General features: G+C 50.1%; 12 protein-coding genes (1 of these 12 cut by a window edge). 4 read left to right on the top strand and 8 right to left on the bottom strand.

The window, feature by feature from the left end; translation table 11 throughout:
* The 4 genes from HF324_RS30865 to HF324_RS30880 form a co-directional block, all read right to left on the bottom strand.
* On the bottom strand, positions 1-267 hold the 5' portion of the coding sequence (locus HF324_RS30865; protein ID WP_168807385.1) for a hypothetical protein. 54 nt of this gene lie to the left of the window's left edge; the window shows 267 of its 321 coding nt (coding positions 1-267); its start codon is at positions 265-267; the stop codon falls past the left edge of the window.
* A 567-nt stretch (positions 268-834) separates the two neighbouring features.
* Positions 835-1,596 carry a tRNA pseudouridine(38-40) synthase TruA gene (truA, locus tag HF324_RS30870; protein WP_168807387.1) on the bottom strand — a complete coding sequence of 254 codons (762 nt, stop codon included), beginning with the start codon at positions 1,594-1,596 and terminating at the stop codon, positions 835-837.
* Positions 1,597-1,704: 108 nt separating this feature from the next.
* Entirely contained in the window at positions 1,705-3,117 is a 1,413-nt protein-coding gene (locus HF324_RS30875) for a proline and serine-rich protein 1 family protein (RefSeq protein WP_168861572.1), read from the bottom strand.
* Between the two features lie 78 nt (positions 3,118-3,195).
* A complete protein-coding gene (locus tag HF324_RS30880) occupies positions 3,196-3,693 on the bottom strand; it encodes a biotin/lipoyl-containing protein (protein ID WP_168807391.1) in 498 nt (165 codons plus the stop codon).
* A gap of 136 nt (positions 3,694-3,829) precedes the next feature.
* Between HF324_RS30880 and HF324_RS30885 the strand changes: the two genes are divergently transcribed.
* A complete protein-coding gene (locus tag HF324_RS30885) occupies positions 3,830-6,373 on the top strand; it encodes a M1 family metallopeptidase (RefSeq protein ID WP_168861573.1) in 2,544 nt (847 codons plus the stop codon).
* Positions 6,374-6,431: 58 nt separating this feature from the next.
* On the opposite strand, the gene HF324_RS30890 is transcribed toward HF324_RS30885, so the two are convergent.
* From HF324_RS30890 to HF324_RS30905, 4 genes are all read right to left on the bottom strand, one after another.
* Complete coding sequence (locus HF324_RS30890) at positions 6,432-7,346, bottom strand: hypothetical protein (protein ID WP_168807395.1); 915 nt, start codon at positions 7,344-7,346, stop codon at positions 6,432-6,434.
* Positions 7,347-7,376: 30 nt separating this feature from the next.
* Positions 7,377-8,147 (bottom strand): TPM domain-containing protein, encoded by a 771-nt coding sequence (locus HF324_RS30895; RefSeq protein WP_168807396.1) that lies wholly within the window; start codon positions 8,145-8,147, stop codon positions 7,377-7,379.
* Positions 8,148-8,183: 36 nt separating this feature from the next.
* Entirely contained in the window at positions 8,184-8,642 is a 459-nt protein-coding gene (locus HF324_RS30900) for a TPM domain-containing protein (protein WP_168807397.1), read from the bottom strand.
* 96 nt (positions 8,643-8,738) lie between these two features.
* The gene (locus HF324_RS30905; RefSeq protein WP_168807398.1) at positions 8,739-9,317 is read right to left on the bottom strand and encodes a LemA family protein; all 579 of its coding nucleotides are present in this window, start codon (positions 9,315-9,317) and stop codon (positions 8,739-8,741) included.
* Positions 9,318-9,708: 391 nt separating this feature from the next.
* On the opposite strand from HF324_RS30905, the gene HF324_RS30910 reads away from it, so the two are divergent.
* The 3 genes from HF324_RS30910 (at position 9,709) to HF324_RS30920 (ending at position 12,171) form a co-directional block, all read left to right on the top strand.
* Positions 9,709-10,173: a response regulator gene (locus tag HF324_RS30910; protein WP_168861574.1), complete on the top strand. Its 465-nt coding sequence runs from the start codon at positions 9,709-9,711 to the stop codon at positions 10,171-10,173.
* Positions 10,174-10,302: 129 nt separating this feature from the next.
* Positions 10,303-11,673 carry a dipeptidase gene (locus HF324_RS30915; RefSeq protein ID WP_168807400.1) on the top strand — a complete coding sequence of 457 codons (1,371 nt, stop codon included), beginning with the start codon at positions 10,303-10,305 and terminating at the stop codon, positions 11,671-11,673.
* A gap of 96 nt (positions 11,674-11,769) precedes the next feature.
* A complete protein-coding gene (locus HF324_RS30920) occupies positions 11,770-12,171 on the top strand; it encodes an RNA-binding S4 domain-containing protein (RefSeq protein ID WP_168807401.1) in 402 nt (133 codons plus the stop codon).
* Positions 12,172-12,192 lie beyond the last annotated feature (21 nt).

Consider the following 12,192-nt stretch of genomic DNA (forward strand, 5'->3'; position numbering starts at 1 on the left):
TGCAAAGGTAAGCAACTTTTCATTTCCACCAAATCTTTTTTCAAGATTTTTTATTTTTTCTTTTCGGAGAAGCGTCAGCGCAAATGCACTGTCATCCATCATCTGCAACGATACGTTACTCATCCGGCAAGTGTAAAAATGAAGTATGTGAAGAGCTTTTGTGTGCGTGCTTTCTATCAAAGCGGAGCGCAAAGGTAGGCGGATTTTTATTACTTCCAACTTTTTTGATGAACTATTTTTTATCAAACCCTTAAAATCCTTTACCATAAAGCATTTCAACCTTAAATTTTTTTGCACAAAAACACGGCGCCGATGCAATTGACCATGCTATTTACCGGAAAATTGCCTTGTGGCGTCACCAAATCCCGGGACAAACGCCCGCAACCTCCCGTGAGTACAGTACGGTTCGAAATGGGAGTCCAGCCGCTACGCGCCGTCTGCGCTCCACCTAATGGTGTGTTCTGCATGAGTCCCCCCGAACGTGCGGTATTGACACCGTATCATCACCGCCAGGCGCTGCTGCTATTCGTTTTGCAGGAGCGTGTGGTATTGATGCCGTACATTCAGCAATCCCTTTTGCAGGAGCATATAAGTACCGATGTTGTATCATCACCGCCAATAAAGCTCCGGATTCCTTCTGCATCGGTAATGCAGATGTTTGCGCGGTGCAGCATCTTAGCATAGCGCTTCTGCAGCGTTGCCAGGAAGGAGGTGAACAAGTATACCGCGCAGCGTCTTCACATAGTCCTTCTATAGTGTACCAGGAGCCCTTGCGAAAAAAACAAAGGGACTGACCGTTCAGACCAATCCCTTTCTCTTGCATATCTTCAGCATCTACCGGATGAAAGACACCGGCTCCAGCAACCCTTCCGGGTAACGGACTTCCATCAGGAACAACCCCTGCGGCGGCACTGCAAAGTCCGCCCGGGTACAGTCCCTGCTCTCTATCGCCGCCCTGAACTCCGGTATGGTCAGCTTCCCGCGCCCCACCCGCAGCATGGTGCCTACCAGCCCGCGGACCATCCCCCGCAGGAAACGGTTGGCGCTAACGTTATAGACGATATGTTCTCCTGATACCGTCCAGTAAGACTGCTCAATGGCACAGATAAACGTCCTTACCTGCGTATTCCGCTTGGAGAAAGTCGTAAAATCACTGTATTCCCGGATGATACCGGCTGCTTCCTGCAACGCGTCCACATCCAGCTTATAGGGGAAGAAATACCCACGGTCCTGCATAAACGGATCTTTACGGGTATACAACGTATATTCATAGGAACGCCCCAGCGCCGCAAAACGGCTGTTGGCTTCTGCCGGCACCCGGTACACTCCCTTCAGCACCACATCAGGCGGCAGAATAGCATTGATCTTATACAGAAACTGCGGATGCAGCGGCTGCGCTGTATCAAAATGCAGGAAATTCTGCCGGGCGTTTACGCCCGCATCTGTCCTGCTGGACCCGGTGCTTTCCACTTTCTCCCGCAGCAACAGGCTCAAAGCCCTGTCCACCTCGGCCTGCACGGTATGGGCATTCTCCTGCACCTGGAACCCGCTGTACTGCGCGCCTTTATAGGCTACCTCTATAAAATATCTGTTCATCGGGGGCGAAAATAATACAATTAAAAAAAATGAGCGAAGATGGTCATCTCCGCTCATTCATCGGCCGAAGGCCAGGTTATTTGGATATTTGGATATTTGATTATTGGGTTATTTGTGCAGCATCGCGTTAAAACGACCTTTGTAATAGCTTTCGGTCAGCAACGATCCCAGGGAACCGTATTTCTCGGTGTCATAAGTCTTGGCGTAAGCCATGTCCAGCAAACGGTAACGGGCTTCGTCGCTGTTCATCAACAGCGCCAGTGATTTGATCTGCTGGGTCTCGAGACAGTAGTTGCGGGTAGACTTACGGAAGATGTCGATCATGCTGTCGTCTGATTTGGCGCTCACAAATTTGCGCAGCACCTTACGGAAGGTGGCTTCATCCATGATATTACCACAATCGGTGTTGATCAAACGGGTACCGGCATCTTTCTTTTCTGCTGTTTCCGCTACCGCCTCGTCGTTCTTCTTCTTTTTCCGGGAAGGAGCCGCGTCCATTGCCAGGCCATAGCCGCTGGAATCGGTAATAACATTATTCGGATGCTCGGTATCGTCAAACAGTTTCCGCTTTTTCTTCCTGCGTACCGGTGCCTCTTCCGTGGCTGGCAGGTCTGCCGCCGGGGCCACAGCTTCCACCGGAGCGGCCGCTACTGCTGCGGGGGCTGTAGCCGCAGGTTGGGCTCCATCCTGGAACTCTATGAAATCAGGCTCACCTTCTCTTTTCCTATGTTTCTTCTGCTTTTTGGGCGCTGGCTGCTCTTCCATTTCCTGTTTGGGCTGGTCTGCTGCAGCAACCTCGCTGGCGGCGGCTTTACTTTCTTCCGCCATCACAGATTTCAATATATCCTGTTCCTCTGCGGTCAGCGGGTCGCGTTCAGCTTTATGCTTTTTGCCACGGGGCTTTTTCACTTCGGGTTCTTCTACAGGAGCTGCAGTACCCTGCGCCGGTTTTTCAGGAGCGGCCACTTCTACGGGTTCGTCCCGGTCGTCGCCGGACACCACTACCTTATCGAGTGCGGAGGAAAACGCATTACCGCCTTTGGGGGAAGATGGCTTGCCGGGGCCTGTCACCGTTGCTTTCTGGGCGAAGGTAGTCTCCAGGTCTTTCTGCAGGTTGCCCATCATCTCTTTGCGGGCGGTATCTTCCGGTGCATTGGCCGCCACGGTTTCCGGGGCCGGCTCTTCCGCCGCTGCTGTAGCAGCGCTGCCGTCGCCGTTATCCGCTTTGGTTTCCCTGAATGTCTGCAGGTTGTACAACGCGCCTTTCTTCAGCAGGAAGCCCTGGTCATTTTTGGCGATCCGCACATAGAACTTCTGCTCCTGTGCAGGGCCTTCGCTCTGGGCATACCCGATAGACATCGGTACCGTGCCGGCGTCCAGCCTGGGAAGGATAATGTATCCCCTTTCGGTGGAACTCAGCACCTGGCCGTTCACCTTCACATAAAAGGGCTGGCCTTTTTCACTTTGTATATATACGTAATGCTGCTGCCCCTGCGCCCATGCCTGGCCACAGAAAAACAAGCATGCCAGTAAGTATAATACTGTCCTGTATTTGAAAAGCATACTAAAAATTGGTATAAAACTGTCCTTACGCAAATATTATTCCAGTACGATCAGCACCTCCCCTTTTTCCACGGCGGTGCGCTCTGTTACTTTGATTTCTTTGACCACGGCATCTGCAGCAGCCTTGAATACATTCTCCATTTTCATGGCTTCGAGGATCAATACCGGATCTCCCTTGTGAATCACCTGTCCGGGGGCCACCAGCACTTTGAGCACCAGTCCGGGCATGGGGGCTTTGATATCATTTACTTTCCTGGCCAAGGCGTCTTTAATACCCATCGACGCCAGCAGCTGATCTATCGGTTCTTCAATCGCTACCTCATACTGCTGCTGATCAATCTGCAACGTCACCGTTTTGCTCTCTTTGTCCACTTTCAGCACCTGGGCCTGATAGCTGTTACCGTCCATAATGATGCTGTAGTCACCTGATGGTACCTGTACCGCCGACCAGTCCACCGCCTGCCCGTTGCAGGTAATGGTTGATTCCTGGGTGATGCTGAACGCAGACTTGCCGTTAACTGTTGCTTTGATCATAATTTGCTGTATTTATTAGCCTCTTGGTCTAACAAAAATAGCATTTTTAACCACTTGGCTCATTATAAGGCCATTTGTTTAAATTTGACGCTTTATATAATCAGAAGCTGATATATTTAATTAAAACAGTTTTTACATGAATCAACTCTTGAAGCGGTCCCTGCTGGGTGTACTGATGGGCGGGATGGCCGGTCTGGGCGTCACAACTTCCCTGATGGCCCAATCCGGGCAAGCAGCCTCCGATGACCCGGCCCTGAAGATCTACAGAGCGGCAGCCACCAAGGTCAACGACCTGGTACACACCAAACTGGACGTACGGTTTGATTACCCCAAAAGGTACCTCTATGGCAAAGCCTGGATTACCCTGAAACCTCATTTTTACACCACCGATTCGCTCACGCTCGATGCCAAAGGCATGGATATCCATGAAGTGGCGATCGTAAAAGGCGGGAAAAACACGCCGCTGCATTACAGCTACGACAGCCTTCAGCTGCATATCAAACTGGATAAAGACTATTCCGCCAAAGAATCTTACATTGTCTATATAAATTATACCAGCAAGCCCAATGAGCTGAAAGTGAAAGGCAGCGCCGCCATCTCCGATGCCAAAGGCCTGTATTTCATTAACCCGGACGGCACAGAGCCGAACAAGCCTACCCAGATATGGACACAGGGGGAAACAGAAAGCTCCTCTGTATGGTTTCCCACGATAGACAAAACCAATCAGAAGTGCACACAGGAACTCAGCATGACCGTTCCTAAAAAATATGTGACCCTCTCCAACGGTAAACTGGTCAGCCAGAGAAATAACGCCGACGGCACCCGTACTGACACCTGGAAGATGGACCTCCCCCACTCGCCTTACCTGTTCATGATGGCGGTAGGTGAATACGCCATCGTAAAAGATAAATGGAAAGGCAGGGAAGTCAGCTATTATCTCGAAAAACCTTACGAGCAATACGCCAGGAACATCTTTGGCAATACTCCGGAGATGCTCACTTTTTACTCCAATATACTGGGATACGATTACCCCTGGGTGAAATATTCCCAGATCACCGGCCGTGACTACGTTTCCGGCGCCATGGAAAACACTACCGCCACCCTGCACGGCGAATTCCTGCAGAAAACGGACCGCGAACTGCTCGACAACAACAACTACAATGAATGCGTTATTGCACACGAGCTGTTCCACCACTGGTTTGGCGACCTGGCCACGGCTGAATCCTGGAGCAACCTGACTGTCAACGAGTCCTTCGCCGACTACAGCGAATACCTCTGGCTGGAACATAAATACGGTAAAGATGCCGCCGATGAACACAGCTACGATGCCGCTATGTCTTATCTCTCTATGGTGCAGTACTCCGGCGACAAACACCTCGTACGCTTCCACTATCACGATAAGGAAGATATGTTTGACCAGATCACCTACCAGAAAGGCGGCCGCATCCTGCATATGCTGCGTAACATCGTAGGGGATTCCGCTTTCTTCAGGTCGCTGAACCTGTACCTGAAGAACAATGCTTTCAAAGCTACCGAAGCCCACCAGCTGCGCCTCGCCTTCGAAGAAGTGACCGGTCGCGATATGAACTGGTTCTTCAACCAGTGGTACTTTGGGCAGGGCTTCCCTGAACTGGACATCAGCTACAAATACAATAATAACAAAGTGACAGTGCTGATCCAGCAGATCCAGAAAGACGCCAAGGTATGGCAGCTGCCGATGGCCATCGACATCTACAGCGGTGGTAAAAAAGAACGCCATCAGGTAACGGTGAGCAACCGCGTGGATTCCTTCACTTTTGCTTACACCACCAAACCCGACCTGGTGAATGTAGACGCCGATAAGGTGGTCCTTTCCAAAAAAGACGACCACCGCGACTTCTCCACTTTTGCCTACCAATACGCCCATGCACCCAACTACCTGGACCGCCGCGTAGCTATCGAAGCTGCCGTGGAAGAACAGGGCCGCAACCCTGAAGCCGTGAAACTGCTGGTACAGGCGCTGAAAGACAAATATCACGGGCTTCGTACGCTGGCCGCTTCTTCGCTCAACCTGAAGCTGCCCGCCGTAAAAGCTGCTGCAGTACCGGCATTGATGGAACTGGCCAAACAAGACCCGAGCTCTCTGACCAAAGCCGCCGCCATCAAACAACTGGGCGACCTGAAAGACGCACAGTACAGCGCGCTGTTTGAAGCCGCCACCAAAGACAAATCCTACGCCGTGGAAGCCGCTGCGCTGGAAGCTTTGTCTGAACTGGACCTCAGCAAGGCTTACGGTATCGCCAAACAACTGGAGAAAGACACCAAAGGCAAACTGGTAAGCGCTATTGCAGGGATATATGCCCGTCAGGGTAATCCCGAAGATGTGGCATTCGTTGCTGCCAAATTTGACGAGACTTCCGGCCAGGACAAGCTGAATGCTGCGTTCGACTATCTCGGTTTCCTTTCCAAAATCAACAACACCGCTGCCGTACAGCATGGTGTGGACCAGGTAAAGGCGATGACCGAGCAGTTCAAGAACGGCCAGGTGAACACTTATATCAGCAACTGGTTACAGGAGATAGCCCGGAAGAAAGACGGCGACGCTACTACCGTTACCGGCAAAGACAGCGACGGTTTGCGTGAGCAGGCCGCTTATATGCGTAAGGCATCTGATGCTATCCGGGCAGTCATCAAAGATTAGCATTACAATATGATATAAAAGCAAAGAGCGAAGGCCGTCTGGTCTTCGCTCTTTGCTTTTATGCTTTTTTTACGATGCTGCCTTTTACCGGGTCCCACCACCAGGATGACCTGGCCATCCTTACACCGCCCAGCCACCGGTGCTCCAGGGGGACATAATCGAGATAATTTTGTTCGTTAGCCAGCACTTCCCGGCCCAGGCTGGTAATACCGACCATCTGCGCATCTTCTTCGATAACGCCGGCGCGCTGCATCCTCAGCAGGAGCAGGTCCAGCTGAAAATCGCCAAAGCCATAGATCCACAGTTCATCCCAGAAGGCAATGTAAAGATCATATTTACGGTAGCGGCCGAGGGATAATTTTTGCAGGAAGAATTTTTCGAGGGCGTTCATGCCGTTGCTTACTTCCGGGAACCGCTGGAGGTGGGCGAGAATGGCGGCAGGCAGGTGTTTGAGGTTGCCTGCGGGCATGCGGCCGATTGTTTCCAGCGCCTGCGGGGTGTCTGCACAGTAGGCGTCCCAGGCGTCGAGGGCATGCTGTATGTCTGCCGGCCCGAGCAATACCCGTTCTTCCAGCAGTCTTGGAAAATCCGCCGCTTCGCGATGATGGGGCAGGTCTACCAGGCTGATGGGAGGCAGCGTAGCGAGATTGATTTTAAGGTAATGGATAATGAAGAGGAGGTTGATCTGGCAGAAGAGGTCTGCCTCAAACCAGAGTACGATTTCATCAAATGAGCCGGAGTTTTTTAATTTCTCCAGCTCATGTACCACATTGGTAAAATAGGTTTGTTTATCGATTCCGTAGTGAAATTCCAGATGTTTGGCGCGGCTCTCAAAAAACACATCAGCGTCTTTGGTGATTTTCACTTTGCCTTCGCTCATCATTTCCCGGCACACTACCACACCGCCTTTTAGCTTGCTTTGCCGCAGCAGGGACAATGTAGCATCTCCGTTTAACACATACATGAATGACATAGCGTTATTTTTCAAAAGGTTTTCAAAGTATTACCAGCTGCCGCTGGCGCCTCCGCCGCCGCCGGAACCACCGCCGAAACCACCGAAGCCTCCGCCTCCTCCGCCGCCGGACCAGCCTCCGCCGCCACCGCGTCCGAAGCCGCCCATGCTGCCGATCACCGGCCATATCCAGCCGCCGCGCCTGTTATAGGTGGTGCCGCCGCCGCCACCGCCGCCACGGCTGATGATGGATATGATGATCACGATCACCAGGATCAGGAGGAAGATAGCGCCCGGGCTGATACCGGGTTCGCTTCGCCGCGGGTCTCCCTTATATTCGCCGGCCGCAGCCTTGATGATAGCGTCTACCGCCTTGTCGAGGCCCTGGTAGTACTGTCCTTCGCGGAAAGCGGGCTTGATGATCTGTGCTATAATTTCATTGGCTATCGCATCAGGTACAGCACCTTCCATGCCATAACCTGTTTCGATCCTTATCTTTCTGTCTTCCATGGAAACAAGAATAAGGATGCCATTGTTCTTTCCTTTTCTGCCAATACCCCAATCTCTTAAAATTTTCAGCGCTACCTGGCTGATATCGTAGGGGCCGATGGATTTAAGGGTAACGATCGCTATTTGTGTGGAGGTACTGTCGTCATAGGCTACCAGCTTTTGTTCCAGCCTTTCATCTTCATCTTTCAGCAGGATGCCGGCGAAGTCATTCACTAAAGTGGGAGGATTGGGCCTTGGCGGAATATTCTGTGCTTTCGCCAGCAATCCCGTCAACAACAATAATACAGGTAAAAACCAGCGTAATATCCTCATGTTCGTCTATCTAAAAGTCGTTTAAAATAGTGGCCGTTAGATACTGAAAACAATATCGTCCGGTAACTCGTTGGCGTCGCCGCTCTCGTGCGGAAAGTGGGTACGGAGGGATTCACCGATTTCACGGATACATGCTTCGATCCCTTCAATGATACGGTCGGCCTGAAAATGTGTTTTCAGGAGCACGGCTTCTTTCTGCCAGAAGTCATTGCCTACTTTCTCATGGATTCCCTGGTCGCCGAGGATGGCAAACTGATGGTCTTTCAGGGCCACATATACCAATACGCCATTGTGTTGTTTTGTTTTCTCCATACCGAGCGACACAAATGCTTCACGGGCCCGGTCCATGGGATCTACATAACTGCAATGGTTTTCTACAAATAACCGGATCTCACCGGATGTGAGCCTTTCGGCTACCCGGATAGCCTGCACCAATTTGTTTTTATCCGCTTCGGAAAAAATCTCTTTCTTTTTGTTGAAAGGGAAAAGACGCATGCTATACTATTTGGAGATTTACGATTTTTTGATTTTTTGATTGGGGAGGCATACCCCCCAAATCAAAAAATCAAAAAATTAAAATATTTCTAAATATTAAAATTTAACCTCGGGTGCTTTGTCAGAGCCGGCCGCTGCTTCGAAATAGCCTTTTTGTTTGAAGCCGCCGATACCAGCGATGATGTTGCCGGGGAAGGAACGTACGTCACCGTTGTAGCTTTTAACAGCATCGTTGAAATCATTACGGGCTACGTTGATCCTGTTCTCCGTACCTTCCAGCTGCGCCTGCAGGTTGAGGAAGTTCTGGTTGGCTTTCAGTTCAGGATAGCTTTCGGAAACAGCCAGCAGGCGGCCAAGCGCCTGGCTCAGCTGACCTTGGGCAGCCTGGTATTGCTGGATTTTTTCGGGGCTGAGGTCATTTACGTCCACTTTGATCTGTGTGGCGCTGGCGCGGGCTTCCATCACCTGCGTGAGCGTGGTGGTTTCAAAGTTGGCGGCGCCTTTCACCGTACTTACCAGGTTAGGAATAAGGTCGGCCCTGCGCTGATAGCTACTCTGTACTACACCCCATTTATTCTTCACATTTTCGTCCTGTTTAACCAATCCATTGTACTTATTGCAACCTAACATACCCAGTAATACAATAACAATGATTACAATGATCCCTTTTTTCATGAATAAGAATTTAAAGTTTTTGTGCCTGCCATGACGCAAAAGATGTTCCTGTTTCACGGCCTGCCGGTGTAAGTAGTTGTTTTCACGGTGAATGCTATAAAAAACGCGGTAAACGCACGTTTTTCATCCCTACACGAAAATATGGAAACTAATGCACTAAATCGCTATTGCTTAGGGAAACGATGAATTTTAAAAAAAGTTCATCCATACTTGAAAAATTCACACTAATACAGTATGTTTATATGTACCTTTATAGTAACGTTTATCGTTAGCCGTGTTGCCGATAAATGCCAAAAAAGTGAATGGGGCAGGATTAATACTAAATCGACGTAACTGGTTTCATTGTTTCTAACTCATTTATTATTACTAACTTGGAACTAAGTCTGCTTAAATGAGTGCACAACACATCCATATACTCTATATTGATGATGAAATACACAACCTGAATGCCTTTAAAGCTTCATTCAGGAGACTTTACAACGTTTTTACCGCCACATCGGCAGAAGAAGCGGTGAAACTGCTGGAAGAACACGAATTTCACATCATTATTTCCGATCAGCGCATGCCCAAAATGACCGGGATAGAGTTTTTTGAATCTATTCTGGAAAAATACCCCGAGCCCATCCGTATGCTGCTTACCGGCTATGCCGACATCAACGCCGTGGTAGACGCCATCAACAAGGGCCAGGTGTATAAATACTTCTCCAAACCCTGGAACGAAGAAGAACTCAAACATAACATTGAAAAAGCTTACGAGGTGTATTCCCTCCGCAAGGAAAATAAGGAGTTGACCGCCAAGCTGCTGGATGTCAATGAAAAGCTGGAATTCCTCGTTCGGCAAAAACTGATCTCCTAAATAATAAAATAATAAAATATTTAAATATCTTATTATTACCCCTGCTCCCCAGTAATCTCCGGATCCCAAATTCCCGAATGTTGATTTTCCGTTAACTTGCACCCCATTGTGAACTTAATTTTCTGAATCATGCAAGTTTGGAAAGATTACCAGGCCCAACACCAGGACCGTTTCCTGGAAGAATTACTGGAATTACTGCGCATTCCCTCTGTGAGTGCTGACTCCCGCTTTAACGGCGACGTACAAAAATGTGCCGAAGCTGTAAAGCAACGCCTGCAGGAAGCCGGCGCGGACAATGTAGAAGTATGCCCGACCGCAGGACATCCCATCGTATACGGTGAAAAGATCATAGATCCTTCTTTGCCTACCGTACTGGTTTACGGCCACTACGACGTACAGCCTGCAGATCCGCTGGAACTGTGGCACAGCGGCCCCTTTGAACCGGTGATCAAAGACGGTAACATCTACGCCCGCGGCAGCGCGGACGACAAAGGACAGTTTTACATGCATGTAAAAGCCTTTGAAACCATGCACCGGACCAACACCATCCCCTGCAATATCAAATTTATGATCGAAGGGGAAGAAGAAGTGGGCTCCGCCAACCTCGGTATCTTCCTGGAACAAAACAAGGAGAAGCTGAAAGCCGACGTGGTGCTGATCTCCGATACCTCTATGATCAGCCTCGACAGCCCCTCCATCGACACAGGCCTCCGCGGCCTCGCCTACATGGAAGTGGAAGTGACCGGCCCTAACCGCGACCTGCACAGCGGCGTTTATGGCGGCGCCGTAGCCAATCCGGCTACCATCCTCGCCAAAATGATCGCCTCCCTGCACGATGAAAACAACCACATCACCATCCCCGGCTTCTACGATAAAGTACAGGAACTGACCGCCGAAGAAAGAGCAGCCCTCAACGCCGCTCCGTTCGACGAAGAAGAATACAAAAAAGACCTGGGTATCAACGACGTATGGGGCGAAAAAGGTTATACCACCATCGAAAGGACCGGCATCCGTCCGACACTTGAGGTAAACGGCATCTGGGGCGGCTATACCGGCGAAGGCTCTAAAACCGTACTGCCCTCCAAAGCCTTTGCGAAGATCTCCATGCGCCTCGTTCCCAACCAGGACTGGCACGAGATCTCCGACCTGTTTACCAAACACTTTGAAGCCATCGCACCGAAGAGCGTGACCGTAAAAGTGAACAAACATCATGGCGGCAGCCCTTATGTAACACCTACCGACTCTGTGGCCTACAAAGCAGCCCACAAAGCGATAGAGGCCACTTTCGGCAAAGAGCCCATCCCCGTTCGCGGCGGCGGCAGCATTCCGATCGTAGCCCTCTTTGAAAAAACCCTCGGACTCAAAACTGTACTCATGGGATTCGGACTGGACAGCGATAACCTCCACTCTCCCAACGAGAAATATGGCGTGGCCAACTACTACAAAGGCATTGAAACCATCCCGTATTTCCACCAGTACTTTGCCGAGATGAGTAAATAATTTTTTGATTTTCGATTTTTTGATTTTGGAATTTTAGGGAATCAAAGACCCGAAATTCCCAAATCAAAAAATCGAAAATCTATAAATTTTTATAATATGAGTAACACCGAAAAATTACGGGTAGATAAATACCTCTGGTCCATCCGCGTGTTCAAGACCCGCAGCCAGGCAGCAGAAGCCTGCGACGGCGGAAAGGTGAAGCTGAACGGTAACAACGTAAAAGCCGCCAAACCCGTGGCTATCGGCGATACCTTCGAAATCAAAACAGAAGGCCGCAAATGGGTGATACAGGTAACCGGCCTGCTGGCCAACCGGGTAGCCTACAGCGAAGCCGTTAAATACTATGTGGACAACACCCCGGAAGAGGACAAAACCGCTCCCAAACCCGTGGCAGCCGTATTCCATACCGGCAAAAGACAAAGCAAAATAGGCCGTCCCACCAAAAAAGACCGGAGAAGCATCGAAGGATTTATGGAGGGCGATACCGGCGAAGAGTGATTTCACCCGCTCTATTATAAT

The sequence above is a fragment of the Chitinophaga oryzae genome (assembly GCF_012516375.2).
Lineage (GTDB): Bacteria > Bacteroidota > Bacteroidia > Chitinophagales > Chitinophagaceae > Chitinophaga > Chitinophaga oryzae.

Bases quoted from the DNA above. Each gene is read 5' to 3' on its own strand.
- truA (WP_168807387.1), bottom strand. From the start codon at position 1,596: ATGAACAGATATTTTATAGAGGTAGCCTATAAAGGCGCGCAGTACAGC.
- HF324_RS30880 (WP_168807391.1), bottom strand. From the start codon at position 3,693: ATGATCAAAGCAACAGTTAACGGCAAGTCTGCGTTCAGCATCACCCAG.
- HF324_RS30885 (WP_168861573.1), top strand. From the start codon at position 3,830: ATGAATCAACTCTTGAAGCGGTCCCTGCTGGGTGTACTGATGGGCGGG.
- HF324_RS30890 (WP_168807395.1), bottom strand. From the start codon at position 7,346: ATGTCATTCATGTATGTGTTAAACGGAGATGCTACATTGTCCCTGCTG.
- HF324_RS30895 (WP_168807396.1), bottom strand. From the start codon at position 8,147: ATGAGGATATTACGCTGGTTTTTACCTGTATTATTGTTGTTGACGGGA.
- HF324_RS30900 (WP_168807397.1), bottom strand. From the start codon at position 8,642: ATGCGTCTTTTCCCTTTCAACAAAAAGAAAGAGATTTTTTCCGAAGCG.
- HF324_RS30905 (WP_168807398.1), bottom strand. From the start codon at position 9,317: ATGAAAAAAGGGATCATTGTAATCATTGTTATTGTATTACTGGGTATG.
- HF324_RS30910 (WP_168861574.1), top strand. From the start codon at position 9,709: ATGAGTGCACAACACATCCATATACTCTATATTGATGATGAAATACAC.
- HF324_RS30915 (WP_168807400.1), top strand. From the start codon at position 10,303: ATGCAAGTTTGGAAAGATTACCAGGCCCAACACCAGGACCGTTTCCTG.
- HF324_RS30920 (WP_168807401.1), top strand. From the start codon at position 11,770: ATGAGTAACACCGAAAAATTACGGGTAGATAAATACCTCTGGTCCATC.